The sequence below is a fragment of the Aphanothece hegewaldii CCALA 016 genome, assembly GCF_003007785.1.
Classification (GTDB): Bacteria; Cyanobacteriota; Cyanobacteriia; order Cyanobacteriales; family Microcystaceae; genus Chroococcus; species Chroococcus hegewaldii.
The window spans coordinates 85093-111904 of sequence record NZ_PXOH01000011.1 but is presented as its reverse complement, the minus strand read 5'-3'; the positions used below and the strand labels follow the sequence as shown (position 1 = coordinate 111904).

Sequence of the window (26812 nt, the reverse complement as noted above, 5' to 3'; positions counted from 1 at the left end):
GTTCCTACTTCTACTGTACAGAGTATTTTAGAGAATTAACGGATACTTAGTAATCTTCTCTAATATAGTTACCAGTAAAAATTAATTGATTTTGAATTGCTTCTGCTAAATAATCTTCCGCTACTTTTAACAAACCTCGTAACTGTTCCCCAACTGTATAAGTTTATCTTTCGGCTACAATAATACCAGAGTGATTGAGTCCTTGTGCCATATAAATTCCATGTAATCGGCAAAAATCACCCATGTTATAAGTATAAATCACTCGCTCTTGCTGTGTTGCATAAATTAATTGTTCTGGAGCGGGGGAACGTAAGTTATTAGCTTCCGAGGTTGTAAGAACGTCAAAGTTTGCTGTTCTTAAAGCTTGTATTAATTCCCCTCTACTAGAATCTTCATCTAAATATAAACAGATTTTCACAGTTGTTGATTTTTTCGATATTCAGCTACTGCACGATCGTATTCAGCTTTTTCTTGAGCTAAATAGGTTTCTATTTGTTCAGTGTTAGCATAATAATAGGCTAAAGCTGCGTGAACTTCTGCTAAAGTTAATCCATCGTATTCTTCTTTAATTTCTTCTGGTGAAAGTTTTTCTCTAGTATATAAAACAGCAATTTGCTGTACAGATAGCCTTCTATTTGCTATTCTAGGACGACCACCGCAAGTGTCTGGGGTTTTAACGATTAATGTTCCGATATCGATGGTTGTTGTCATAAAAAGCCTCTTAAGATTTTTCCTTTGCTAAAATAAAAATACTGCCTTCATTGCCTCTACCGATGCGTAAGTCGTGATCAAGATAAGTAATTTCTAACCAACCTTGTTGTTCTCTGTTTTCTAGACTAATATCTAAAGGCAAAAACTTTTTCCCATTTTCGATCTCTTGAATGAGTTGTTCTGGGGTACGATAACCGATAAGACGTTGTAACCCAATGATCGAGCGCTCAAACTTTACATTAACACGACGATCGCTTACAGGTTCAAATTGTGCCGCGACACTGACTATTCCCTCTAAAAAAGGAACACCGACTATCTCAGCAATATTATAAAGTTTTGCTTCATTGACTCGGATATACTGGTAAATCTGACCCAATTGTAATAAAGGAATTCGATCTAATCCTAAAATACCGCGACTGGTAGTATAAAGTAATCTCCAGTTACCATCAAGTAAATCTTTTGCGCTGACTGGGTTTGAGGTGGGGTTGTGATCTTCGAGTTGTTCAACTGCGGTAAGTACTCGCACTTTATCAGCTTCAGATGAAAGTAAACCCCGATTTCTGCCTGCTATAATTTCTAATAATTTAGCTTTTTCTTTCATGAGTCACCTTGATGAACAGCCTATATAGTTCTATGATGATCAATTTTGTCCCTTAAAAGGGAATTTTTTAAAGTTTCTTTTTTTTTCAAGTGTCCCGAAAATCGATTTAAACTGATAAACTCAAAAAGGGACTGTACCTAAATCAAACCTTAGACTAATTTTTAAAGTTATCTAACACAATGCAAAATCCTTCTTTACGTCAAGAACCGCGTTACGAACCTGCGCGAGTCATTCCTGTGAATAAAGATTCTTCGATTATAGAATGGTTAGAAAGAACTGGCCGTTTGATTCCACGAGAAAAAGAAGAACGAGAAGTTATCTTAGAAGATGAACTAGAATTATCTGATTTTATGGATAGTGATGATACTTATGATATGGATATCGATGATGATGATGATGAAATTGTAATTGATGAAGATGCCCTTTAAGTAATAGTCATGCGGTTTGGTGAAACCTATTCCATGAGATTATCATCTAATAAGCTGCATAAAATCTAGTGTGTGGATACGTTGTGGACTTTATTTCTTTTTCAGTACCGAGTCTTAAACAACCGACAGGAACAAGCTTATTAGTTCTTTTAACTTTATTGCTATTGCTGTTGGCTGTTTTTTCTTCTTCTCTATCTCTATTATTACCGTTTGGTGTTTGTGCTGTGTTATCTGGTGTGGTAGGATTTGGGGTAATTCCTTGGCTACAAAAACTTAAAGCAGGGCAAATTATTCGAGAAGATGGTCCCCAAAGTCATCTAAAAAAAGCAGGTACACCCACAATGGGCGGTATTTTTTTTGTTCCTGTGGCTGTTTTAGTCGCTTTGCTTTGGTCTAAATTCGATCCGCAAGTCGTCGCAGTCTCTTTACTTACTCTAGCTTATTTGGCGATCGGTGGGGTGGATGATTGGCAAATTTTACGTCAACAGTCGAATAAAGGAATATCGCCCCGAATGAAGTTAATTCTACAGATTTTGGGTGCTGTTTTATTCTGTATTTGGGCATTTGTTACGCAAAATGACAGTATTACTCAAATTAAATTACCTGGTTCTCTCATTCTTTCTTTAGGTTTATTATTCTGGATATTAGCAGGTTTTGTTTTAGTGGCCGAAAGTAATGCAACTAACCTGACAGATGGGGTGGATGGTTTAGCAGGTGGCACGACGGCGATCGCTTTGTTAGGATTAGGAATTATGGTAGCCCCGACTTCACCAAGTTTGTTGTTATTCTGTGCTTGTTTAAGTGGTGGCTGTCTGGGATTTATCATACATAACCGCAATCCTGCTAAAGTATTTATGGGTGATACAGGATCTTTAGCGTTAGGTGGTGCTTTAGCTGCTGTGGGAATTCTTGGACAAAACCTATGGGGTTTATTTTTGGTTAGTGGGATCTTTTTTGTTGAGTCTCTTTCAGTTATCGCCCAAGTTAGTTACTACAAAGCGACTAAAGATGAAAATGGTAAAGGAAAACGTTTATTGAAGATGGCACCGCTCCACCATCATTTAGAATTAAGTGGGTGGGCGGAAACTCAGATCGTTGGTGTATTTTATTTAATTAATACGGTATTAGGGATTTTAGGTATCGTTAGTCAATAGATGAGTATAAGACCCCGCAAACAATTCGGTCAACATTGGTTAAAGAGTGAATATGCTCTTGATCAGATTATAGAAGCTGCTGAACTTAAACAGAGCGATCGTATTCTAGAAATTGGCCCCGGTACTGGTATTCTAACCCGTCGATTACTAAAAACGGCGGGTGTTGTTGTAGCAGTGGAAATTGATCGAGATTTATGTACAAAATTAGTTAAAACTTTCGCCAACCAAGAAAACTTTCTGCTTCTACAAGGTGATATCCTATCTCTCGATCTCGACTCTCATCTAACCAGTTTCCCAAAATTCGCTCATCCAAATAAAGTCGTCGCCAATATTCCCTACAATATTACTAGCCCCATTCTCGAAAAATTACTCGGCTCGGTCGCCAAACCCGCCGCAAACCCTTACTGTACAATCGTTTTACTGATCCAAAAAGAAGTCGCCGAACGGCTCGTCGCCAAACCCGCCACCAAAGCATATAATGGCTTATCTGTCAAGACCCAATATTTAGCATCTTGTGAATGGATTACAGATGTACCAGCAAGAGCATTTTATCCGCCGCCAAAAGTCGATTCCGCCGTGATTCGTCTTCGTCCCCAACCGAGCCAAGAAACGGTAGATAATCCGAAAAAGTTAGAAAATCTGATTAATATGGGTTTTGCCAATCGTCGTAAAATGTTACGAAATAATTTAAAAGGAATCATAGACGGTGATCTTTTGACCCAAATACTGGAACAATTAGAAATAAATCCTCACTGTCGGGCAGAGGAATTAAGCTTAGAGCAATGGATCGCGCTCTCATCAGCCATTTTGATCAATCATGCAACATAGTTATACTTTACTGGCTCCAGCAAAAATTAATTTATATTTAGAGATTATTGGCGATCGTCCTGATGGTTTTCATGAATTGGTGATGATCCTCCAAAGTATTAGTTTATGCGATCGCTTAACAATCAATCCCAATGGTTTAGAACAGTTTCGCGTATTTTGTCAACATGAACAAGTCCCTAGCGATCAGACAAATCTTGCATATAAAGCCGCAAAATTAATGCAGCTTTCATTCCCTCAACATTTCGCTAATTATGGTGGCGTAGATATTACCATCGAAAAAAATATTCCCGTTGCGGCAGGTTTAGCAGGTGGTTCGGCGAATGCGGCGGCTGTACTCGTCGGCATTGATCTAATCTGGAAATTGGGTTTAACTATACCAGAATTACAAACACTAGCCGCTCAATTAGGTTCAGATGTACCATTTTGTTTAGCGGGTGGAACAGCGATCGCAACAGGAAGAGGTGAAAAACTCGGTAAAATCAAAGGCGTAGATCATCTTTGGTTAGTTCTCGCTAAATACAATAATTTAGAAGTATCGACGGCGTGGGCATATCAAACCTATCGTTTATCTTTCCATGATACTTATCTAAGCGATCGTCAAGGAATTGAACAACGAACAAAACAGATTCATTCTGGCCCTTTAGTGAGTGCAATCATCCATAAGGAGAGTGCTAAGATCGGAGAATTATTACACAATGATTTAGAGAAAGTTGTTTTAAGAGAGTATCCTAATGTAGCTCAATTACGAGAAATCATGCAGCGATCGGGTGGTTTAGGGACAATGATGTCGGGTTCGGGCCCTTCTGTTTTTACCCTATGCGAGTCCGCCGAACAAGCTAAACAGATTCAAAAAACGGTCTTTCAATCGATTAATGATCCTAATTTAGGAATTTGGATCGCACAATTTATTAATACAGGTATTTCTATTTCTACTTAAAGGTGATGATTATGACTGAACCCACTCCATCGACCCAACCTAAAGTTACACCAATTGAAAAAAAAGTTAAACCAGTTGAAGAAAACGAAAAAGTTACGCCTTTACGCTGTTTTCTAGGGGCTGTTATTTCTGGTGGTTTAACTTACTTTTTATATTATTTGACTTCTGCGATTATTACGACCTTTGCTGCTAAACCTGTGACGGCTGATAGTCAACTGGCTTTTAAAATTGCGACTGCCGTTCGGACGTTGGTGATGGGACTTTCTTCTTTAGCGACCTTTATTTTTGTTTTTGTGACCTTTGGTTTAATTTTACTGGGTATCCAGTTATTGATCCAAGGAAATGAAAAAACGGTGAATTAATAGAGTGGCTTTTTTTATGGCCAAACCAACACACCCAACTTTTCCTACTCTATACAATCAAGATTATGCTCTCTGGATAGAAACAACCCTAGAACAATTGAGGGATGAAAAGTATTCAGCAGTAGACTGGGTAAACCTATTTGAAGAGTTGGAAGACATGGGCAAAAGTGAGAAACGCGCACTTTCTAGTCTGTTAATCCGACTTTTAGAACATTTATGCCCGCCGTGAACACCCGCGATTTCAATCGTGGGACGGGGCTTACAAGGTGCGGAAATAATTCCCCACATAGCCCCTCATGAGAGGCGGCAACTTATCTTTTTAGCATACATTAGATAAATGTGTGCTAGAATCAGTGAACGGAGGTAACAAGAATGGGTAACAAAGCGTATAAATTTAGGATTTATCCAAATCAAGAACAGCAAGCATTTTTAGCTAAATGTTTTGGATGTTCACGCTTTGTTTACAATCATTTTATAAGAGTGACCACTGATATCTATGCTGAATCTAAAAAGCATTTTAGATATAAAGAATGGGCTAACTTGCTTGTTAAACTAAAACGCGAATTTGACTGGTTAAGTGAAGTGAATTCTCAGTCTTTACAGCAAACTTTAAAAGACCTTGAATCTGCTTTTACGCGGTTCTTTAAAAAGTTAGGGAAGTTTCCTAGATTCAAAAGGAAGTCAAATCGTCAATCATTTAGGGTTCCTCAACATTTTTCCATTACGGAAGATAATAAACTGAAACTTCCAAAAATGGATGCTATCTATATGGTCATCCACCGAGAAATAGAAGGAACGATTAAAAGTGTTACAATTAGCAAGACTCCATCGGGTAAATATTTTGCATCAATATTAACTGAGCAGGCTCTTCCAAAGGCTCCTTTAAATGGAGAAAAAATAGGATTAGATTTAGGATTAAAAGATTTCTGCATTACCTCGAAACCTGAAAAATTCCCTAATCCTAGATACTTTAAAAAATCTTTAAGACGATTAAAAATTAGACAGAGGAGGTTAAGTCGAAAAGCCAAAGAGTCAAACAATAGAAACAAAGCTAGGCTAACTGTAGCCCGAATCCATGAAAAAGTTGCCAATCAGCGATTAGACTATCAACATAAAATCAGTCTGAAGCTAGTATGCGAAAACCAAGCAATTAGTTGTGAAGACTTAAACATTAAAGGGATGGTCAAAAACCGTAAGTTATCTAAGCAAATATCTGATGTGGCTTGGGGACAATTCCTAAATCTTTTAGAATATAAAGGAGAGTTATACGGCTGTGAGATACATCGAGTTGATAGATTCTTTCCTAGTTCTAAAAGATGCAGTAGGTGTGGATATATCAAAGAAGATTTAACTTTAAAAGATAGAGAATGGGATTGTCCTGAGTGCCATGTACATCATGACAGAGACATTAATGCTTGTCACAATTTGTTAGCTTTCTCTGAACTAAAAATACTGTCGGAAGGACAGGAATCTACGCCTAAGAATGCTGTTGAAATGCAGCGCATCAATTCGTAACCGAATTGAGTCTAGGAAGCCCGTGCGTTTACGCATGGGTGCTTCACTAAAGTTGGTTTACTGGGAATCAGAACGAGAACGTTGTGAGCGAGGTTGGAAAGCTGAAATCACGACTTTTCGTAATCATATTCAAAAGTTACTTAAGGATAGCCCCAGTCTGAAACCTTATTTACAAGAAATCTTTGCCGAATGTTATTCAGACGCTTCTGAATCAATGTCTATTTTAATTGGCGTTGAAATTCCCCAAGATCAGATTGTCACCTTAGAGCAGGTTTTAGATAAAACTTACTGCCCCTAAAAAATCGGTCTCAACAACCAAAAAAGCTAGGTTATAACACCTAGCTTCTAACTGATCTTAGTCTAGTATTAACGAATGTACTCTTTTAAAATACTATTCCGATTTGGATGACGCAGTTTCCGTAAAGCCTTCGCTTCAATCTGACGAATTCTCTCACGAGTGACGTTGAAAATTTGTCCAATTTCCTCTAAAGTCTTCATTCGTCCATCATCTAAACCATATCGCAGGCGTAAAACATCTCGTTCTCTTGGAGATAAAGTATCTAAGACGTTTTCTAAATCTTCTCTCAATAAATTTTTTGAGACTTCATCTTCTGGAGTTTCGCCATCCGCTTCGATAAAATCTCCTAAACGAGAATCTTCTTCTTTACCAATGGGCGTTTCTAGAGAAATCGGTAATTGTGCTGATTTAGCAATAAAACGTAATTTCTCGATCGTCATTTCCATTCGCGTCGCTATTTCTTCCTCAGTGGGTTTACGGCGCATTTCTTGAGAAAGAATTTTTGTCGTTTTTTTAATGCGTGAGATAGTTTCGTAAAGGTGAACGGGTAAACGAATCGTGCGAGATTGATCAGCGATCGCTCTTGTTATTGCCTGACGAATCCACCATGTCGCATAAGTCGAAAACTTATACCCTTTTTCATGATCAAATTTTTCCGCCGCCCGAATCAATCCTAAAGAGCCTTCTTGAATTAAATCTTGAAAGGACAACCCGCGATTCATATATTTTTTGGCGATGGAAACGACAAGACGTAGGTTTGACTGAACCATCTTATCTTTAGCTTTCCGTCCTAAATACAGACGACGCTTAAATGCGGGGTATTCCATACCCACTGCTTGGGCCCATTCCTTATCAGTCGGAAAATGACCTAACCGTTTTCTGAGTTGTTCAAAAAGTCGCTCTAACTCAAGTAAATCGGCAATTTTACGAGCGAGTTCGATTTCTTCTTCTGCCCTGAGCAGTCGAATTCGTCCAATTTCTTGTAAATATATCCGAATTGAATCCTCTGTATAAGGCTTTCTCCGTCCTTGATCTCGACGACTCTTAGCAGTCAGCTTACGAGGTTTTTTCCCGTCTGCTTCTCCTACGTCTTCTAAATCGTCGTCCATTGCATCTATTTCATCAATGCCCTCATCAATGAAATCCCAGTCCATCATCTGAGGTTCAGTCATAGTGGCGAGTACATCGTTGGCCTGCGTCATGCCGTTTTCCTCTTACTCCTTATCCTGCTTTCACTCTTTAAATTAAGTTGATTAAATAATGTTGATACCATGACTAGATCAGTCAGTGGTCTTACTGATCATAGCGATCGACCTATCTGATTGTAGCTTTGATTACAACAAATGGGGAAAGATTTTTGATTAAATCTTAATAGCTCGATGCAATTATTGCCAACTAATCTTTTTGTCTTTATTTTTTTCATGGTAAACCTATCCATAGTAACCTCTGAGAAATTGAGTATTGTTTCCTAGGGGAAAACAATTTCATTTTTGAATTCATATATGAATTCACTTTTGTTCAAGCCGCTAAATTGCTATAGCCGCATCTTGTCTTGAAAGAGCTTGTCTTGAAAGAGCTTGTCTTAAAAGAGAGATTGAGATCACAAAATATGCTCTTTCACCACTCTAAAAAACGAGCAAGCCGCTTTTTAATTTCTCGTCTAATGAAAAGCTCAAGACTGGAAATCTCAAGACTGGAAATCTCAAGACGACTAGAGTTCATCAACTACCCCATAGGCTAGTACACTTGTTTACTTATATTAGAGATTTTTCTTTCTCTAAGTTAGCAATATTTTTCTTTCATTGAAGCATTTTTTTTCTAAAAATATCAAGCTTTCACCATTTTTGTATTTTGAACTTTTCTAAACTTTGAAGAGAGATTAGTCCAATGGAACATCCTCTAATGTCATCAAACTATCTTAATTGTCATCAACAGAGTGCCTATCTTCTGTGATACAGAGAAAGGCTGACAAAGCGTGATGTGAAATCACTTAAAATTTATTGATGATATCTTTCCTTATTAACATATTTTGCTGATGTTATGCTCGATTTTATCAAACTAGATGGGACGAGCAACACGATTGAGAGAACGTTTCAAAGAAACAGGAATTTGTAAGGGTTGACCTACCTCTAAAGAAGGTTGAGTATTCCATGTTCCAAGACTATCAAGTAAAGCATCGCGTACTGAGTCATCTTGCTCTGATCGCAACATGAGCCGAAAATAATCACTTAATTGCTGCTGATAGCTTAAAGGTAAACCGCCTTGGTTCACTAAATTTGTTAATTGTCGTACAGCAATTAATCGTTTGAGACTATCTTGCGCCGTCAACTCGCTTAACCAATTCTCAAACTTTGTTTCATCGCTTTGATGTTGAACTGTTAACATTTGCCACAAAACAAGAATAAGTGTCGAAAGAGTTGCCACACCTTGTATGATAGTCCCTGTTGCTAACCAGCGATTTTCTGAATCAGCCCAAATCGAAGCAACAAGATAAGTACTAATCGCCGCCAGACCGCCACTTCCCACGGCTAATGTCAGTTTACCCTTATAGCCTTTAAAAAAAGGTAACAAGTGCTTCCATTGTCGTCGCCAATTCCAATCTAATCCAGCATAAACTAACCACATTAAACCGATGCCTGAGCTTGTAGAAATCACTAATTTCCAGTTCCACGCCAACATCATTAAAATACCCATTGCTAAAAGAAACCAAGTTAATAACTTACGGAATCTTTTGTGAGCAAGGCGTTTGATCACGTGACGAAACTGACGCGCTACAGACGGATTAACTTTTAGATAAATCGGTGACTTCTTGGAAACTGACACAAGTGGTACGTGAAATTTCTGATAAGGCTTCTTTTTGTTTAATATACTCTCTTTTAGAGAAAAGGTGATCAAGTTTTTCAAGGTAATTACGGTAACTGCCTACTGAGAATAATACTTCAAAGTCGCGTGTTGTGCTTCTCGTTTGAGGCTAGATGCAATTCTAAATAACTCTTGTCCAGTATGAAGCGCATGATCATCATAGCTCAAGGTAAAGCGTTCTAATTCATCTATTCCATCGCTAATTTGATTAAGACAATGATAAAAATGAGCCGCAGCTTTAGCTAGTTTAGACGGGTTTGGTTGTGACGAAAATATCTGTTTAGCTTTTTGAAGATGAGTACGACACTTTTCAAGATAAGCTTGGAACTGTTCCATCAATTCATCATCAAAGGGATCGGCTGATAAATCCTCGATTTTTTTAGGAAGTGAGTTAAGAATTTGGTTGATGAGACGATTCAGGGGTAAGTAGATTTTTTGATACCATTGACTGATATAAAATTCAGTGTCTTTTTGCGCTGCTCGATCGCGTTGATATTGTTTTTGAGCGTCTGCTGTTCGTTGTTGACGTTGAGTTGCTACAAGATAATTTTCACTTTGATTTATTTGACGATCGTAAACTTGGCGATGTTTAGGATCTCCTAAGATTTCATAAGCTGCATTAATTTCAATAATTCTCTCATGACTGGCTGTTTCTTCTAGGCTATCTGGGTGAAACTGTTTAACCAACCTTCGATAAGCGTTTTTAATTTCTTGTTGAGTGGCTTGTTGACTAATTTCTAGCGTTTGATAGTGATTGGTGTCAATCATGAAACATTTATCGACATCTGACTTTACAGCAAAAGGCGCGAAAACTACCTCAGTAATATTGTCTACGATCCACATCTTCTGAGTCAACCCAAGAGGAGCCGACAGCATTACTATCATCTTTTCTTTTCAAAGGTTTACATTTTGTTTCATTTTTCTTGTGATATAAATCACAGCTTTACGGTGATCTCGATCACTGCCATTGGTCTTATTTATTAATAAACTAAGTTATGCAAATTTTAACAGCAGCTTCTCAGTAAAATCATGTATATGATCAGATTCTGTAAAGATTAAATCTGGTAGAACTGCCGTTGTAATTGCTTTATATCCAACATAAACTTAGATAAATCCAAGGATGTAGAAAACCAAAACAACACTTTAGTTTCTGATATTTTCTGATAAAACTCAAAATACTAAAGCAGATTGTCAACGGAAATTTACAGCCGATCGCCTAACATTACTCATTGAGCTATGACTGTCCTTGCACCCGAAAACCTTAAAATCGAAACCTTAAGATTATTCCAAGACTATCAAAAATTCGGTAAAACCACATTGCGAAATCGCATTCTAGAATTGAATTTTGGATTAGTTAGAAGGGAGGCGCATCATTGGACAACTCAGTGTAATGAAAATTATGAAGACTTATTACAAGTCGGCTGTTTAGGCTTAATTCGTGCCATTGAAAGGTTTAGCGTAGATAAAGGACACGCGTTTAGTTCTTTCGCTATTCCTTACATTCGAGGTGAAATTCAACACTATCTACGAGATAAAGGCTATTCTGTCCGTATTCCGCGACGTTGGCAAGAATTGGGCAGACAAGCGATGAATATCCGTCGAGACTATCAAATACGGTATAATCGTCAGCCGAATGATCTAGAAATTTCTCAGGCTCTAGAAATTTCTCTCAAAGAATGGCAAGATATTAAATTAGCTTTCCAAAATCGAGAACCGATTAGTTTAGATGTTTCTGTTAATAATGAAGATGACGGACAAACCAGTTTAGGAGATCTTGTTGCTGATCCTCGTTGTAAAAGCTTTCAGTTAACCCAAGACGATCGCATCCGTTTACAACAAGCTTTAAGTCAACTCGAAGATCGAACCCGTTGTATCTTAGAATTTGTTTTCCTAAAAGACTTAACCCAAAAAGAAACCGCCGAACAACTTGGAATTAGTGTCGTTACCGTTTCTCGAAGAGTGAAAAAAGGTTTAGAACTCCTTAAAGAGTCTATGACAACCGAAATCTTTTAGTTATTTTACCGCGCACAACGAAAACCAGCAAAAATCTCGCGTACAGTTGGATAATACCAATTACGAAAACTATTACGGAGTATCCAAGGATAAGTTACCCAACTTCCACCCCGTAAAACTCGATGTTGGTTGTCAAAATAAACTTGAGAATAGCCTTGATAGGGATAAGGTGTAAAATCGCTATATCCTTTAAACCATGAGTCTGTCCATTCCCAGACATTCCCTAACATATCGTAACAACCATAAAAACTTTGACCTTGTGGATAAGTATTTACTGGGGTAGTATGTCCTATTAATCGATCGAAGTTACATCGTGTTTGATCTAGTTGTATGTCTCCCCAAGGATAAATATATTTTTGTTGTGTTTGACTATTCCAACTTGCTGCTTTTTCCCATTCCATTTCTGTTGGAAGACGTTTACCCACAAAGTTAGCATAGGCTTGTGCTTCATACCAACTCACACCATACACTGGATGATCATCTCGATGGTGTGTATCTATCCAATATAAAGGTTGAGAAATAGCTTGTTTTTCTTTCCATTGCCACCCCCCCGGCGACCAAAATTCTGATTTTTGATAACCCCCAGTTTCCATAAATTCTCGATATTCCCCACAAGTCACGGGATAAATATCGATCCAATAAGTATCTAATTCTATAAGATAACTGGGACGTTCATTATCTTGGGCTTCGATCCCATCATTTCCTATAATAAACTCACCAGAAGGAATTTCTACCATTTCCCCGAAATTTTTAGACGGATTTTTCTTTTGTTCTTTTTTTGCTAAATTTCCTGTGGGGTTAGTTAGTTGTAAAATATAACAAATTGTTTCATTATGTTGACTTTCGTGCTGAATTAACCATCGCCAAAATCGTTCTTGTTTTTCGAGGGGTGCAATTTCTAAATAAAATAAAACTTTACTTCTGACGAGATCTAAGTACTCTGTGATAAATTCGATTGAGGGTAACTTTTGTCGTTCCGTTTTCGGTAAACCATCAGCCGCAAATAATCGACGATATTCGGGAAATAAAGCTGGTAGTGTAGCAAATTTTTCTAAAATCCAGAATGCCTCTGTATAAGCGATGTGAGCAAAATGCCAACCCATCGGACTAAAATCAGGATGTATTTGTTGTGAGAAAAGATCACTAGGAATGATTGCTAATAAATTTAAAGTGCGATCGCGGCATATTTGCAAATCATTAAACAGCAACTCTTTCAATAATTGGACTGATGCTAACGTCAAGATTTTCCCCTATTGATCACTTAAAATGAGATTGGCAAAAGAATAAAGTATGATACCACATCCTGACATATAGGGTTTGGAGACCAAACCCCTACAAATAATTATGCAATGACTAGAATATCAGCATTAGTCATGGCTAGACCTGTACTTAAGGTAGCAATTTGTGTGGCTGCGGTGGCACCATTTCCATCGGGATCGAATAACAATTGACCATTATTGTTATTGTAGATAAAACGATGACTGGTGGTCGTTGCTGCTGTACCTTTGATGAATTGAGTAGCAAGAAGTGTTCCCACTGCTAAACTATTACTAAAACCAGCACGAGAAATAACGATCGCATCATCAGTTACATTAAAGTCTGTGATTGTATCAATTCTTTCATTTATAGCATTAAAGACAAATTGATCTTGTCCTGTGCCACCTGTTAGGTTATCATCTCCAGTTCCACCAAGTATAGTATCATTTCCTGCTAATCCATTGATGGTATCATTCCCTTTACTACCCGTTAGACTATCGTTTCCTGAACTTGCATCATCATTTATGATAGTTCCTTTAACGGCGATCGTTGTTCCAATGCTATAACCCGTACCAGGTTGTATGGTTAAGGATACTATTTCATTCGATTCTACAGTAGTATCAGGACGAGGATTAATGGCGACAAGAGCATTATTTTGTCCCGCAGCAAAGGTTACTGTACCTGTTGTTGCATTGTAGCTAGTTGCACCAATTGGATCGTAGTCTGTATTAAAAGTCGCTGTACCACCTACCTTAAAATTGGTCGTTAAAGCATTGGTTAAACTACCAGTACGGACAAAAGTATATAACAAAAATGATGTACCATCTTCAATAACATAAGTGGGACTAACAGAGAGAGTAACAGTGGGTTGTGGATCATCATTCTTAATGGTACCTGTTGCACTATTTGGAGTACCGACACTGTAACCTGTACCATTAGCGAGGGAAAGGATCACGGTTTCGTCTAGTTCAACGGTAGTATCAGCAGTGGGGTTAACTGTCACAGTAGCAGTACTTGCACCCGCAGTAAAATTAATTGTACCCGTTGTTCCTGTAAAAGTCGCCCCCGTTTGGGTATAGTCGTTGGATGTCGCAGTACCCGCAATGTTAAAATTAACCGTTAAAGCTTCTGTTAGACTACCAGTACGAGTAAAGGTATAAACTAAATTATCTGTACCATCTTCCATGACAATAGATGGAGAAACGGTAAGTTTTACTGTGGTTGTGACGGCATTTGGCACTTCAAATGCGCCAATATCGACTTTATTATCAGAAATTCGATTATAACCGTTGCCACGTTGATCGAAAGGAATAAATTCAAATGTATTACCATCTCCATCTAGATCAAAAGTATCTTCTGCTAGTTCGTTGTTATTTCCTGCATTAATGGCAGGACTATTCGATAATAGAGCATGAGTCAGAGTAGCACCGCCATTATTTTGTAATGGGCCAAGTAAGGGGTTAATATTAAGTAGATCTGAGCTACCAAAACTTGTACTACCTGTAGTATTACCAATCAGGTTATTACCATTGGAAAAAAAAGTACCAAATACATCAGGATTTTTATCAGAACTACCACTATTATTAGGCGTATCGAAATTTCCAGCAACAATATTATTACTTAAAATAACAGTTCCTGAAGGGCGATAGATCCCTCCACCATCACCACTACCATTATTATCTGCATCAGCCGTATTATTAGTAACTGTGTCATTGGTTAAATTAACAACGCCAGAATCAACGTATATTCCGCCTCCAGAACGATTTGCTTTATTACTACTAATTGTGCTGTTAACAATGGTAGCAGTACCACCCAAATAGACACCGCCACCATCAAAGGCATTTACTGAGTTATTAGCAACAGTACTGTTGATTAAATTTATCGTGCCACTACTAAAAATTCCACCACCATAATAATATGCTGAATTATTAGCAACAGTACTATTAATTAGAGTCAGAATACCTGAACTATAATTGTAAATACCGCCACCGTATGTGGCACTATTCTCTACTACGCTGCTATTAACTAACGTTAGTTGTCCATTATTATAGATTCCGCCGCCATAAGAACTATTACCTCTTGTAACAACTACATTTTCTAGTCGAAGATTTCCACCATTCAAAACCTCAAAAATACGATCATTCATTGCTACCGCATCAATAATAGCGAGATTGTTACCTTGTGTTTTAATAGTGACATTACTTCCATTGACGATATCTAAGTCTCCAAATTCTCCTGCACTGTCGCTACCACTAAGCGTAAGTTTATATCGATAGTCACCTGTTAGAACAATCACATAATCATTGTCAGTATTTTGATTAGCAATTATGATAGCCTCTCTGAGGGATAAACCATTTGTTGCACTGCCATCATTTTGATCGGATGTTGTGTTTACTGTGAGAGTAATAACAGATGAAGTGGTGATTGATTGAGGTGTTAAGACAAGCTCTGGTGTCGAGACAAAAACGTTTTTTGGCAGTGGGAATGAAGCTGTATTAGAGAGAGGATTTGGGTTAGAAAGTTCTTCAATGCCGAGATTTTCGGTAATAGTAAAATCTTGGATCGCGCTATTTTTAAATAATGAAAGGTTACGTGCGGTTAAATTAAGATTGTCTTCTTGATTAATCGGATCAGTTATATTGATATCGCTTGAAAAGGTGTTAAGCATATTTTATCCTGAAATGATAGTGCAATTTTGCATCCTTTTTATTCACAAAAAGGACACCCGAAATTTTCCTATTTACTTTGCTGCATGGACAATGGTTAGGGAGATCAAACTGTAGCTACTTCTAGGATTCAAGTCTTATAGGAATAATTTCGCTTCTTGATAGGAATAAGAGCGAAAATTCCCTCATTGCTCAGGATAAACAAATCAAGTTTTTACTTCTACCGTGTAATTATCTAAACTTGCTCTTAAAAAATCAATAATATTTCAGTAAATTTACGGTTGTATTTTTTGTCTAACTATGATGAGGTCTAGTTGTAAGCGATCGGCAATTTGTTCGGCACTTAACCCCAATTCATGCAACAGGGGAATCATCTCTATCTTGCCTTCTATCTTACCCTCTTCAAACGTTTCCTGATAAAAGCGAGTTTGTTTGATCCCTTCTAAGTTCAACATTTCTGCTATCTCAGTAACGACTCAATTGGGGAAATTTGTAAACGATAATGGTTTCAATAACATCAATAATCTGTCTTTGACTGGTCAGATCAGTTATTTCTGTTTTAACACGCTCTAAAAGGTTTGGCGCGACTTGACCCGCCACATTAGGTGATTGTACAATTAATTTGACGATCGCTAGTCCTAATGATACATCTTCAATCTCTCCAACTTGATCGAGATAAATTTAAAGTGCGATCGCGGCATATTTGCAACTCTTTAAATAATTGGACTGATGTTAACGTCAAGATTTTCCCCTATTGTAATGATGCTACCTTCAGAACAACGATTCCAATCACCTTGAAAAATGGGTTCTGAGGCAATAAATCCCCCATTTGGATATAATGAGTCATTTTTTAACCAATATAACGTAGGTGTAGGATTACGATTAGAATAACGAGAAGCAACTAACTGTTTTCCATCACTTAGAATGATATTTGCTGAGAAGAAAACATGATAGTGTTTGGCTAAATCCGTGAGAAAAACTAAGGTTTGTTGTAAAGCCTGAGTTAAATTTGTATTAGAATCTTTTTGTAATTCATTTAAGATTAATCCGTAAATGTGTTCAGAATCGGTTGTCCCCGTAATAAACTGATAAATTTCGTCACTTAAAACATTCCGAATGGGACGATATAAAGTTTGACGGAAATTATGAATAAAGCCATTATGTATAAAAAGAATTTTATCTTTAATAAAAGGCTGACAATTACTATAATCTACAGGATTGGGTGGAGTAGCACTACGGACATAAGCTAAAACACACCCAGACTCAACATAACGATTTAAGTAAGGTAAATTGACATCATTCCAAATTGGCAGAATATTTTTATAGATATAAGGGAGAGTATCTTGATGAGCATTATACCAACCTAAACCGAAACCGTCAGCATTTACCACACCCGAAGTCATTTCACGGGGTTGATAACTTTGAACAATTAAAGAATGTTCGGGTTTATCGAGTATTTTTTCAAGATGAAGCGGGGAACCAATATAACCTAGTAATCGACACATTTAGATAGGAGGGATAATTTTTGCACTAAAGATCCATCCTACAACTTGCTAAAGTAATTCTGCTACAGATTCACTTTTTAGAACGGTTGACATGGATCGTTAGCGGGAGGATGTAGCCCTGTTTGAATCCAAAAACGTCTTGTTGCTCGAATAGAATCCTCTTGAGGATAGCGTGTATCATTAAGATCTAAACGAATACAGGTTGCTCGGCCAATGGGTGTAACTCCTTGAATCACAACTCCATTATTAGTCCAAAAGAAATGTTCTTCCCATTTGTGCCGACGAGGGTTAAAAATAGGGACAATTTCCTGAGTTTCTAAATCTACTCCTGCAACGAAATTATAACGTCTTTCATTACAACGGCGGCAAGCTAACGCTAAGTTATCAAATTCATCTGAACCGCCTAAAGATTTTGGAATAACGTGATCGAATGTAAACCTATTGGCACTTAAGCGTTCTGGAGAATGACAGTATTCACACAGGTAGTTTGCTCGTTCTCGCACAGCTTGTCTAACGAGATCACTGATTGGCATTTTGAGCAACAATCATAGCATTAATATAAGTAAAAATTCTATCTAATTCACCAATCGTCTCAAATTCTACAATCTCCTCAAGAGTTAATTGATCAGCTTTTTTCTTTTCAAGAAGACTTTCCATGAGAAGTTGAAGTGTATCGCTAAATTTAAACAAATTCCACTCACCGACCTTTTCCAGACGAATTTCATGTAATAGTGAAGATGGTTTACCTAGAGTAGTCAACATATTTACTCTTATTAATTTTCTAGGAGCGTGAGTAAATTATAGTATTTTTGCTCCAGTCATGCTACCCGCCAAATACTCCAAAACATCAATTACTCTCCTTCTGTCATCACCCGTAAACGCACTAACTTTTTACCTCCTTCATCTAATTCTACTTCGATGACTTCACTGGTTAAGGTTTCTAAACAGGTGAAAGACGATCGCTTTCTGTGGATTACTTGCCCCAGTATCGACATATAATCGATCCGAAAGACTGCCTAAACGTTTTCATGTTGTATAAAGTTTAGTTACTGTATTTCTTAATTAAGATCATAAATCTGAAGGATTACGAATACGCTTAGTAAATTCGGGGTAATGTTCCAAGTCTTCGAGAGTACTTAATGGTGGCATTTCAACCCAGTTAGCCTCAGAATGTAGCTTATCAACAAAGGCATAAAACGCTTCTTGATCGTCTCGATGCTCTAAAATATAAGACTGTAACTCTTTTTTACTCATTGTCTTAAAATTAGGTTTGCTCACTGCACATACCTCCATCTGCCGTTAGGATAGATTTCAATAATATTCTCTTCTCCGGCCAAAAAAAATACATTTCTACTTCGCTCATCGAGTCGTACTAGGTTGACAGGTAAGTAAAGTTTAGTAAACCAACAGCACAATATATAACACTGGTTTTTCTGTTCTGATGTAGGAATAATTTTTTACTCTCCTTCTGTCATCACCCGTAATCGCACTAACTTTTTACCTCCTTCATCTAATTCTACTTCGATGACTTCACTGGTTAGGGTTTCTAAACAGGTTAACATCGATCGCAAATGTGGATTACTTGCCCCAGTATCGACATATAATCGATCCGAAAGACTGCCTAAACGTTTCCAAGTTGTATAAAGTTTAGCGACTGTTTGTTCAAGTTGTGTTGCTTGTTTAACGAGATCGGCTGCTGTATTTAAACACTCTAATCGTAAAGCTTCATCTAATGCCATTTCTATATCTAATGATGCCCGTTTTAGGGTTTGTACTTGGGCTGCTGCATCGAGATATTTAGAAAGACTTTTTGCTTCAGATGTCATTGCTTTAATCGTATCAACATCGGGATTATTGGTTATTTCTTTTTGAATGGTTTCGATGTGACTATCGGGTAATTTTTCTAATTCTTTCACTAATGGGGCAAGATGACGGGCGGGTAATGTTCCTTCTGTGGCTTTTTCTTTGAGGACTTCTGGTAGTAAATCTGAACTCATCGCCGTCCATTCATCGGAAAGTTGTTTCACTTCGCGTCGGGTAATGCGATCGCCATTTTGTGCGGCTTCACTGACTAAGCGTTGTACATCGGGTGATGCTTTAGCGGTTTCGACAAATGCCCGTTTACTAAAATTATTGATCGTCGTGGGGTCAAGTTGTCCTTCTTCGAGTAGTGTATCTGCACTATTAGCTAATTGAATTAAAGCATAGGCTTGACTTTTGGTGATTTCTCGCTGTTTTAACCAGTTAAGGAAACCTGTACCTCTTCCATCACCGCCTTTTTTTTCTCTGTCTCGGATCGCCCGTAAGATACGCCCACGCCAGATATCAGTCTGTAAGTCGAAGCGATCGCACACTTTCCAGATCGCGTCTAACTGTTCTTGAAAGTCTGTCTCTTCTATCCCTTCATCTTCTGGATCTGGTAAATCAAAGTTTATATCTATAGGGGTTTCTAATACCGAAATAATATCATCAGTCGAAGGAGTAACCATAACAGACCGTTTATCAAAATTCTCAAAATACTATTGTACGACTGTCTTGTTCTGTGAAAAAATAATCTTTTGTGAGCTTTATGCTGTCATTACTACAATCTCATTTTTTTTTAATTACGGAATTGTTAATATTCATAATTTTTAATTAAGTTCAATAGACATTTTTAGGACTAATGATATTCTTGAGGTAATCTAAGACTATAAAAGAATTGTTTGTTCTCTAAATCAAAAAAGTGATTTGGGGTTTTACCTAGAAAAGCTAGGTCTGAAAGCCAATCACAATCATACTTTAAAGATTGTTGAGTGAAGAAATTTTAAATCCTTCACACACAGAATTATTATCGCCAAAATGAATGAAGGTGTAACATGAGAATAATAGGAACAGATAGCAACGATTATTTAGTAGGTACGAAGAGAAATGATGTCCTAAAAGGATTAGCAGGAAATGACTTACTAGAAGGAGCAGCAGGAGATGACTTACTTCGTGGTGGTGCAGGGGATGACTATATCTATGCAGGTACGGCTAATGATACGGTAATTGGGGGTGCAGGTTATGATACCCTCCAAAGGAAATGGATTGGTAAAACGACAGGGGTCTCATTCAGCTATACTGACCCTAATAATGGCAATATTCAAGGTATAGAGCGTGTCGTATTATATACAGGTTCGGGTGATGATACCATTGTTTCGACAGCAGCGCTTGGCTACTCTATCTATGATGCCAACACTATTTACACTAATGATGGTAATGACTCGATAACTACTGGGGAAGGGGATGATTATATCTCTGCTGGTGCTGGTGATGATTATATCTCGGCTGGTGCAGGGGATGACTATATCGATGCAGGGACGGGAAATGATACAGTAATTGGAGGTGCTGGTTTTGACCAACTCTACAAGGACTCTAGCGATCAAACTACGGCGGTTAACTTCAGCTATACTGACCCTGAAGTTGGCAAGATTCAGGGTATAGAATCTGTCACATTACGGACAGGTTCAGGTGACGATACTATTGTTTCCACGGCAGCATCTGGCTACCCTTACTATAATGCCAACACTATTTACAGTAATGATGGCAATGACTCGATAACTACTGGGGAAGGGGATGATTATATCTCTGCTGGGGAAGGAGATGATTATATCTCTTCTGGGGAAGGAGATGATTATATCTCTTCTGGGGAAGGAGATGATACAGTAATTGGGGGTGCAGGGAATGACCAACTCTACAAGGACTCTAGCGATCAAACTACGGCGGTTAATTTCAGCTATACTGACCCTGAAGTTGGCAAGATTCAGGGTATAGAATCTGTCACATTACTGACAGGTTCGGGTGATGATACTATTGTTTCCACAGCAGCGCTCGGCTACTCTTACTATGATGCCAACATTATTTACACTTATGATGGTAATGACTCGATAACCACTGGGGAAGGGAATGATTATATCTCTTCAGGTGAAGGTAAAGACTATATCTCGGCTGGTGCAGGGAATGACTATATCTATGCTGGGACGGGAAATGATAAAATAATTGGGGGTGGTGGTAAGGATTATATCTCCGCAGACAGTGGCGATGATACGCTCTACGGTGGTAACGGTGTTGATACGCTCTACGGTGGTGATGGACTTGATTACTTTGTCTTCAAGTCATCTACAGAAGGCATTGATTTTATTGATGATTTTACAGTAATTGATGATACGATCGTCGTTTTTCAAGCCGGTTTTGGAAATGATTTAATTGCCGACGCAGCTATTACGGCGGAGCAATTTATCATAGGTACAGCCGCAACAACAGCTACCCAACGTTTTATCTATAATTCTTCTTCTGGGGCGTTGTTGTTTGATGCTGATGGAACTGGTGGTATTGCTGCGGTTCAGTTGGCGACTTTGAGTACTGGACTTTCTCTCTCTAATGCTGATATTTTTGTCACTACTTAGATAGAAACTACTTAGCTTTCAAATTCTCCATCTGATATGCTTATCCGTCATAAATAACCCCTTTAACATTAAATAGGGTTTGGACTCCCTACCCCTACATAAGTTTAAGGATATAATTTATGGCGGATTTGGCATTAGTGGACTTCGGTAAAATCAGCGTAAATTCTTGATCTAAAAACAATGCTTTAAATACAGAGTTGCTCTGGTAATTCCTGTAAAATACGCTCAAAGGGTGCGACATCCTCTAACCCCTGAGCCAGAATTAACGCCCCTTGAATGGCAATCACAGCATCTTCTCCACGTTGTCTCGCTATATTCTCCTCTTTTCCTGCTTCAATCAAAACTTTTGCGATCTCCGATATCCAACTCTCTAATAGTTGTCCTACTTTCTCCTGAAAAATATCCCTCGCTGACCCTAGCAGCAAAATGGCAAATAAGCAAGGTTGTTGCCCCCCTTCGTATAAATTATTAACAGACTGACACATTCTCTTAAATCGATCGCAAGCATCTCCCTCACCCCGCAATGGCTTTTTGATATTCTCCTCTAATGCTTGTTCAAGATAATTTAGGATCGTAGTCACCATTTCATCTTTACCACCTGGAAAGTGATGGTAAAGACTGGCTTTCCCCAAACCCGTCGCTTTTGAAATTTTAGATAGGGTTGCTCCATCATAACCGTGTTGCCGAAATAAGTTGAGTAAGCAGGGAATATATTTATCTTTTGTCATGGAAAAAACTTTTAACTTGACCTCTTGACATTATACCGAACAATCGGTACAACTACTATTATACCGAACGAACGGTGCAATAAAAACAAAGGATCAACCCATGATTAAACTTTACGGACACGAACTATCTGGCAACAGCTACAAAGTCAAGCTTTTCCTATCATTATTAGATATTGAATACGAGTGGCTCAAAATTGATTTGCTCAAAGGCGAACATCAAACCCCCCAGTTTCTCGCACTCAACCCGTTTGGGCAAGTTCCCGTAATCGTTGATGAAGACTTTGTTTTAGCCGATGCACAAGCTATTCTGGTGTATTTAGCCTCACAATATGGAAATGAACAATGGTTCCCACAAGACGCTAAATCCCTTGCTTTGGTGATGCGTTGGCTTTCCACTACCGCAGGAGAAATTCGTCAGGGTCCAGAATCAGCACGTTTGTACCATTTGTTTAAAGTCACTAGCATTAATATTGAGCGAGCTAAACAGAGAGCCGAATATATATTAAATCAACTCAATCAACATCTAAGTACTCGACAGTGGTTAGAGTTTGAGCATCCAACGATCGCAGATGTAGCCGTTTTTCCGTACATCTCTCTAGCACCCGATGGCAAAATCGATCTAACACCCTATCCTCATGTTTTAGCATGGATTGAGCGCATCAAAACCCTTCCTAATTTTGTCGAAATGTCTGGAATAGCAAAACCTACACAAGTTTAGAGGAATTATGGCACGCAAATTTACCCAACTCGCTTTTACACCCGCCGTTAGAGCTATTCAAGAACAAAAAGGATCGCGGGAAACCTACGCACGATTTGAACAAAGCGGCCCTGAAAATGATAGTCTTACTCCAGAAATTGTGGAATTTATCGGTAAAATGGATGGATTCTATTTAGGGACAGTTAGTTCAAATGGCTATCCTTATATTCAATTTCGCGGCGGAAATCCAGGGTTTTTAAAAGTACTTGATTCTAAAACGCTAGGATTTGCGGATTTTAGAGGAAATGTGCAGTATATTACAGTGGGCAACCTCTCCCAAAACGATAAAGCATTTCTTTTTTTGATGGATTATCGTCATCGGAAACGCCTAAAAATCTGGGGAAAAGCCAGATATGTAGATGGAAACGCAACTCTTATCGAACGGCTGAAAGTTCCGGGTTATGATGCAGAAATCGAAGGTGTAATATTATTTGAAGTTGAAGCGTGGAACTGGAACTGTCCACAACATATTCCGATCCGATATACATCAGAAGAAGTGATGCAAATAATCACGCCACTCCAAACACGTATATCTGAACTAGAAAATCAGCTTAGACAACTCGGAAAAAACTAATGGAAAGCAAACCCCCTTTACCTCCTTTTACTCTTGAAACCGCAAAAACTAAAGTACAAATGGCCGAAGACGCTTGGAATACTCGAAACCCTGAAAAAGTGTCTTTAGCTTATACAGTAGATTCTGTGTGGCGAAACCGTTCAGAATTTTTTACAGGACGGGATAAGATTAGAGAGTTTTTGGTGAGAAAATGGCATAAAGAATTAGACTACCGACTCAAAAAAGAATTATGGAGTTTTACAGACGATCGCATCTCAGTAAAATTTGAATACGAATGGCATGACGACTCTGGACAATGGTATCGTTCCTATGGTAATGAACAGTGGGAATTTGCAGAAAATGGCTTAATGAAGCGACGAGAAGCCAGTATTAATGATTTACCCATTTTAGAATCAGAACGTAAGTTTAGATGGGATCGCCAAAGTTAAATAAATAGATTTGGGTGAATTTATTTACGCTTCGGGGGATATAGAGACGCATCAGGGGCGAAGCGTCTCTACGGATTAATTTAAGTTAACTGTTCACTTACATCAAGATCGAACAACATTTGTAATGATTGTAAACAACGTTTACGGGCTTCAATATCTTGTTGCGCCCGGAGTTGTACCATCGGTTCATGCAAGATTTTATTAACAATACCTCTTGTCATCGCTTCAATCACTTCTTGATGTTTTTCGGCGAATTCTGTACCCAGACGTGATAAAGCTTTTTCTAATTCTTGTTCTCGTATAGTTTCTATTTTAGTACGAAGACAACTGATGGTAGGAACGGTATCGAGGGAACGCCACCAAATATCAAAAGCGGCGACTTCTTCTTCTAGTAATTCTTCGGCTTCTTGCGCCATTTTGCGGCGACTTTCTTGGTTTGCGGCGACAACGGCTTTTAGATCGTCTACATTAAAGGCTCGCACATTTTCCATATTATGGACATCGGCGTGTACGTTGCGCGGAACCGAAATATCGATGAGCATCAATGATTGATGTACGCTTAAAACGCCCTGTAACATGGCTTTATCTAAGATGGGTTCGGTTGCCCCAGTACTGGTAAAGACGAGATCCGAAGTGGCGATCGCGTTCATCATTTCTTCGAGAGGATATAGCTTTAGGGATATTTCGGGAAACTGAGCGGCTAATTCTTCAGAACGATGCTGGGATCTATTGACAATTGTTATCTTATGTGCATTCTTAGCGATTAGATGTTGTACTAATAAACGGGACATTTTCCCCGCACCAATAATCGTTACTTTTTGTACAGATAAGTTTTCAATTTTGGCGTATGCTAATTCTACTGCTGCCGAACTGATAGATACTGCGCCGGTGCCAATGCTGGTTTCAGTACGAACTCGTTTTCCGGCGGTCATAGCTTGTTTAAACAAACGATCTAATAACCGTCCGAGTGCCTGGTATTTTTGAGCTAATTTATGGGTATTTTTGACTTGGGCGAGGATTTGTCCTTCACCGAGAACAAGGCTTTCTAAACCTGCTGAAACCCTCATCAGATGGCGTACCGCGTCTTGGTGTAGCAAGATAAAGAGGTAGCGTCGCAATTGAGCGATCGGAATATGACCAATTTCTGATAAAAATTGAATGATCTCAACGACTCCTTTTTCTGTATCAGTAATGACACTATATATTTCTAAGCGGTTACAAGTGCTAATAATTGCCACTTCCTCAATATGAGGATAACTCTTAAGATGAGTCAAGGTTTCTTGTAGTTTAGCTTCTTGAATGCTGAGTTTTTCCCGAATTTCAACTGGGGCTGTTTTATGACTTAAGCCCACAACAACGATATTCATGTGTTCTCCTAGAGTTTAATCTTTGAAAAGCGATCGCTTTCGGTGGAATACTATAGATAATTTTTAAAAGTTCTCTATTGAATGAAATTTAGACTTTATTTGTCCCTGATTCAAAGCATTTGAAAACAAACTTTATAATTCTTGATTGTAACTTTTTTTATAACCTTTTCATCGTCATCTGAATCAAGTGTTGATCCCTCTGCTGTCGAGGGATCGATCGCACTTATCTATTGCTTAGATTAACGCAATTGCAAGGTTTTTGGATCATCGAAGAGGTGAACTGTATCGACAAAACGAGCCGTTTTCGACTGAGTAGAAATAACTAGGCTTTGAGTTCTTGCGCCACCGTGGAAGAAACGAACGCCATCCATAAGAGTACCAGGAGTGATCCCGCAAGCCGCAAACAGTACAGTTTTGCCACTAGCTAGTTCATCAGTATCATAAACTCGATCAGGATCGGTAATGCCCATTTCGTTGAGACGTGCGAGGTTACTTTCTCTGCTTTCTCCGATCAAACCTGTTTTAACAATTTCAGGATCGTAGATCAATTGTCCTTGGAAGTGACCTCCCAAACAACGCATAGCCGCCGCCGAGATCACGCCTTCAGGTGCCGCCCCAATACCCATCAGTGCATGAATATTGGTTCCAGAGAACGCGCAGGAAATAGCCGCCGAAACGTCACCATCGCTGATCAAGCGGACTCTTGCTCCTGCATCTCGTATTTCTTGGATAAGATCTTTATGACGAGGACGATCCATGACGACGACGACGAGTTCTTCGATCGCACGACTCATACACTCAGAAAGAATTTTTAGGTTTTCGGTAGCCGACTTGTTGATGTCTACATGACCTTTAGCAACTGGGGGGGCTGCGAGTTTTTTCATGTAAAAGTCAGGGGCGGCAAATAACCCACCTTTTTCGGAAATGGCTAAAACGGCCATTGAACCGTTTTGACCGTATGCTACTAGGTTAGTTCCTTCGCAGGGATCAACCGCGATATCAATTTCTAGTAGTTCTTCGGGGTTACAATAATCTTTGGCGTTGGGTTGGGTACAGATCCCGACTTCTTCACCAATATAGAGCATCGGAGCATCGTCTCTTTCTCCTTCTCCAATGACGATCCGCCCTCTCATCTGAATTTTATTCATCCGTTCACGCATTGCTTCTACGGCAACTTGATCGGCGATGTTTTTTTCGCCTTTGCCCATCCATTTAGATGATGCGATCGCAGCTTGTTCGACAACTTCAATAATTTCTAGACCTAGCGTACTTTCCACAGAACTGATCCTCCCAACTGCTGATTTAGGTTTCTATAGGTGGTTTGTTTACTCCTAATAGAGTACATCCAAAGGGTGACACTTCAGAACTCTTTCTGGATAATTAGAGGTTCAGAGTAT

Annotated in this window: 31 protein-coding genes and 2 pseudogenes; 13 read left to right on the top strand and 20 right to left on the bottom strand. The window is 38.6% G+C overall.

Translation table 11 applies throughout. The features are described 5' to 3' along the window. Positions 1 to 163 precede the first annotated feature (163 nt). From C7H19_RS11985 to C7H19_RS11975, 3 genes are read right to left on the bottom strand one after another with little or no spacing between them, the layout of a single operon-like run. Positions 164 to 418, bottom strand: coding sequence for a DUF5615 family PIN-like protein (locus C7H19_RS11985; protein WP_219907640.1), 255 nt, complete (start codon positions 416 to 418; stop codon positions 164 to 166). Then, the gene (locus C7H19_RS11980; protein ID WP_106457113.1) at positions 415 to 711 is read right to left on the bottom strand and encodes a DUF433 domain-containing protein; all 297 of its coding nucleotides are present in this window, start codon (positions 709 to 711) and stop codon (positions 415 to 417) included. The genes C7H19_RS11985 and C7H19_RS11980 overlap by 4 nt, the downstream gene beginning before the upstream one ends. A 10-nt stretch (positions 712 to 721) precedes the next feature. Further along, entirely contained in the window at positions 722 to 1312 is a 591-nt protein-coding gene (locus tag C7H19_RS11975; RefSeq protein ID WP_106457112.1) for a PAP/fibrillin family protein, read from the bottom strand. A gap of 179 nt (positions 1313 to 1491) precedes the next feature. On the opposite strand from C7H19_RS11975, the gene C7H19_RS11970 reads away from it, so the two are divergent. From C7H19_RS11970 to C7H19_RS11935, 8 genes and pseudogenes are all read left to right on the top strand, one after another. Then, positions 1492 to 1740, top strand: a complete 249-nt coding sequence (locus C7H19_RS11970; protein WP_106457111.1) for a DUF3134 domain-containing protein — start codon at positions 1492 to 1494, stop codon at positions 1738 to 1740. Between the two features lie 92 nt (positions 1741 to 1832). Beyond that, positions 1833 to 2894, top strand: coding sequence for a phospho-N-acetylmuramoyl-pentapeptide-transferase (gene mraY / locus C7H19_RS11965; RefSeq protein ID WP_425428901.1), 1062 nt, complete (start codon positions 1833 to 1835; stop codon positions 2892 to 2894). Next, positions 2895 to 3722: a 16S rRNA (adenine(1518)-N(6)/adenine(1519)-N(6))-dimethyltransferase RsmA gene (rsmA, locus tag C7H19_RS11960; RefSeq protein WP_106457109.1), complete on the top strand. Its 828-nt coding sequence runs from the start codon at positions 2895 to 2897 to the stop codon at positions 3720 to 3722. It abuts the gene before it with no gap. Then, positions 3712 to 4659 carry a 4-(cytidine 5'-diphospho)-2-C-methyl-D-erythritol kinase gene (ispE, locus tag C7H19_RS11955; RefSeq protein ID WP_106457108.1) on the top strand — a complete coding sequence of 316 codons (948 nt, stop codon included), beginning with the start codon at positions 3712 to 3714 and terminating at the stop codon, positions 4657 to 4659. The genes rsmA and ispE overlap by 11 nt, the downstream gene beginning before the upstream one ends. Positions 4660 to 4670: 11 nt before the next feature. Beyond that, entirely contained in the window at positions 4671 to 5021 is a 351-nt protein-coding gene (locus tag C7H19_RS11950) for a DUF3082 domain-containing protein (RefSeq protein WP_106457107.1), read from the top strand. 16 nt (positions 5022 to 5037) lie between these two features. Beyond that, positions 5038 to 5238 (top strand): annotated as a pseudogene (locus tag C7H19_RS11945) (DUF29 domain-containing protein); the annotation flags it as partial. Between the two features lie 155 nt (positions 5239 to 5393). After that, positions 5394 to 6536, top strand: coding sequence for an IS200/IS605 family element RNA-guided endonuclease TnpB (gene tnpB / locus C7H19_RS11940; RefSeq protein WP_106457106.1), 1143 nt, complete (start codon positions 5394 to 5396; stop codon positions 6534 to 6536). Positions 6537 to 6570: 34 nt separating this feature from the next. Then, a complete protein-coding gene (locus C7H19_RS11935) occupies positions 6571 to 6834 on the top strand; it encodes a DUF29 domain-containing protein (protein ID WP_245927477.1) in 264 nt (87 codons plus the stop codon). A 68-nt stretch (positions 6835 to 6902) separates the two neighbouring features. Here the strand turns inward: C7H19_RS11935 and rpoD are convergent, their stop codons facing one another. The 3 genes from rpoD to C7H19_RS11920 all read right to left on the bottom strand — a co-directional run bounded on the left by rpoD (position 6903) and on the right by C7H19_RS11920 (position 10464). Beyond that, positions 6903 to 8036 carry an RNA polymerase sigma factor RpoD gene (gene rpoD, locus C7H19_RS11930; protein WP_106457104.1) on the bottom strand — a complete coding sequence of 378 codons (1134 nt, stop codon included), beginning with the start codon at positions 8034 to 8036 and terminating at the stop codon, positions 6903 to 6905. Between the two features lie 856 nt (positions 8037 to 8892). Next, positions 8893 to 9657, bottom strand: coding sequence for an ATP synthase subunit I (locus C7H19_RS11925; RefSeq protein ID WP_106457103.1), 765 nt, complete (start codon positions 9655 to 9657; stop codon positions 8893 to 8895). A gap of 99 nt (positions 9658 to 9756) precedes the next feature. Next, positions 9757 to 10464 carry a J domain-containing protein gene (locus tag C7H19_RS11920; RefSeq protein ID WP_106457150.1) on the bottom strand — a complete coding sequence of 236 codons (708 nt, stop codon included), beginning with the start codon at positions 10462 to 10464 and terminating at the stop codon, positions 9757 to 9759. A gap of 468 nt (positions 10465 to 10932) precedes the next feature. Between C7H19_RS11920 and C7H19_RS11915 the strand changes: the two genes are divergently transcribed. Beyond that, positions 10933 to 11709, top strand: coding sequence for an RNA polymerase sigma factor SigF (locus C7H19_RS11915; RefSeq protein WP_106457102.1), 777 nt, complete (start codon positions 10933 to 10935; stop codon positions 11707 to 11709). A gap of 5 nt (positions 11710 to 11714) precedes the next feature. Here the strand turns inward: C7H19_RS11915 and C7H19_RS11910 are convergent, their stop codons facing one another. From C7H19_RS11910 to C7H19_RS11870, 11 genes and pseudogenes are all read right to left on the bottom strand, one after another. After that, entirely contained in the window at positions 11715 to 12950 is a 1236-nt protein-coding gene (locus tag C7H19_RS11910) for an SUMF1/EgtB/PvdO family nonheme iron enzyme (protein ID WP_106457101.1), read from the bottom strand. A gap of 101 nt (positions 12951 to 13051) precedes the next feature. Continuing rightward, positions 13052 to 15634, bottom strand: a complete 2583-nt coding sequence (locus tag C7H19_RS11905) for a choice-of-anchor Q domain-containing protein (RefSeq protein ID WP_106457100.1) — start codon at positions 15632 to 15634, stop codon at positions 13052 to 13054. A gap of 273 nt (positions 15635 to 15907) precedes the next feature. Continuing rightward, on the bottom strand, positions 15908 to 16087 hold the full coding sequence (locus tag C7H19_RS26745) for a hypothetical protein (protein ID WP_181280593.1): 180 nt from the start codon (positions 16085 to 16087) through the stop codon (positions 15908 to 15910). Between the two features lie 10 nt (positions 16088 to 16097). Continuing rightward, a complete protein-coding gene (locus C7H19_RS26740; protein ID WP_342752280.1) occupies positions 16098 to 16262 on the bottom strand; it encodes a DUF2887 domain-containing protein in 165 nt (54 codons plus the stop codon). Between the two features lie 83 nt (positions 16263 to 16345). Next, on the bottom strand, positions 16346 to 17137 hold the full coding sequence (egtC, locus tag C7H19_RS11895) for an ergothioneine biosynthesis protein EgtC (RefSeq protein WP_106457099.1): 792 nt from the start codon (positions 17135 to 17137) through the stop codon (positions 16346 to 16348). Between the two features lie 77 nt (positions 17138 to 17214). Beyond that, positions 17215 to 17670, bottom strand: a complete 456-nt coding sequence (locus tag C7H19_RS11890) for an HNH endonuclease (RefSeq protein WP_106457098.1) — start codon at positions 17668 to 17670, stop codon at positions 17215 to 17217. Next, positions 17657 to 17899: a hypothetical protein gene (locus C7H19_RS11885; RefSeq protein WP_106457097.1), complete on the bottom strand. Its 243-nt coding sequence runs from the start codon at positions 17897 to 17899 to the stop codon at positions 17657 to 17659. The genes C7H19_RS11890 and C7H19_RS11885 overlap by 14 nt, the downstream gene beginning before the upstream one ends. Positions 17900 to 17988: 89 nt before the next feature. Beyond that, positions 17989 to 18199, bottom strand: a pseudogene (locus tag C7H19_RS11880) (hypothetical protein); the annotation flags it as partial. 6 nt (positions 18200 to 18205) lie between these two features. Next, positions 18206 to 18415 (bottom strand): DUF6887 family protein, encoded by a 210-nt coding sequence (locus C7H19_RS11875; RefSeq protein ID WP_106457096.1) that lies wholly within the window; start codon positions 18413 to 18415, stop codon positions 18206 to 18208. Continuing rightward, positions 18412 to 18588, bottom strand: a complete 177-nt coding sequence (locus C7H19_RS27195; RefSeq protein ID WP_425428900.1) for a DUF6888 family protein — start codon at positions 18586 to 18588, stop codon at positions 18412 to 18414. Before C7H19_RS27195 ends, C7H19_RS11875 begins: the two co-directional genes overlap by 4 nt. A gap of 6 nt (positions 18589 to 18594) precedes the next feature. After that, positions 18595 to 19626, bottom strand: coding sequence for a hypothetical protein (locus C7H19_RS11870; RefSeq protein ID WP_106457095.1), 1032 nt, complete (start codon positions 19624 to 19626; stop codon positions 18595 to 18597). Between the two features lie 366 nt (positions 19627 to 19992). Between C7H19_RS11870 and C7H19_RS11865 the strand changes: the two genes are divergently transcribed. Beyond that, positions 19993 to 21561, top strand: a complete 1569-nt coding sequence (locus C7H19_RS11865) for a calcium-binding protein (protein WP_106457094.1) — start codon at positions 19993 to 19995, stop codon at positions 21559 to 21561. A gap of 185 nt (positions 21562 to 21746) precedes the next feature. Here the strand turns inward: C7H19_RS11865 and C7H19_RS11860 are convergent, their stop codons facing one another. Beyond that, entirely contained in the window at positions 21747 to 22289 is a 543-nt protein-coding gene (locus tag C7H19_RS11860) for a TetR/AcrR family transcriptional regulator (RefSeq protein WP_106457093.1), read from the bottom strand. Positions 22290 to 22389: 100 nt separating this feature from the next. Between C7H19_RS11860 and C7H19_RS11855 the strand changes: the two genes are divergently transcribed. The 3 genes from C7H19_RS11855 to C7H19_RS11845 are packed head-to-tail and all read left to right on the top strand — an operon-like array spanning position 22390 to position 24048. Next, a complete protein-coding gene (locus C7H19_RS11855; RefSeq protein WP_106457092.1) occupies positions 22390 to 23007 on the top strand; it encodes a glutathione S-transferase family protein in 618 nt (205 codons plus the stop codon). Between the two features lie 7 nt (positions 23008 to 23014). Further along, positions 23015 to 23620, top strand: a complete 606-nt coding sequence (locus tag C7H19_RS11850; protein ID WP_106457091.1) for a pyridoxamine 5'-phosphate oxidase family protein — start codon at positions 23015 to 23017, stop codon at positions 23618 to 23620. Then, positions 23620 to 24048, top strand: a complete 429-nt coding sequence (locus C7H19_RS11845) for a nuclear transport factor 2 family protein (protein ID WP_106457090.1) — start codon at positions 23620 to 23622, stop codon at positions 24046 to 24048. The genes C7H19_RS11850 and C7H19_RS11845 overlap by 1 nt, the downstream gene beginning before the upstream one ends. 80 nt (positions 24049 to 24128) lie before the next feature. Here C7H19_RS11845 and C7H19_RS11840 read toward each other — a convergent pair whose 3' ends face one another. After that, the gene (locus C7H19_RS11840; RefSeq protein ID WP_106457089.1) at positions 24129 to 25415 is read right to left on the bottom strand and encodes a glutamyl-tRNA reductase; all 1287 of its coding nucleotides are present in this window, start codon (positions 25413 to 25415) and stop codon (positions 24129 to 24131) included. Between the two features lie 239 nt (positions 25416 to 25654). Beyond that, on the bottom strand, positions 25655 to 26692 hold the full coding sequence (gene glpX / locus C7H19_RS11835; protein ID WP_106457088.1) for a class II fructose-bisphosphatase: 1038 nt from the start codon (positions 26690 to 26692) through the stop codon (positions 25655 to 25657). Positions 26693 to 26812 lie beyond the last annotated feature (120 nt).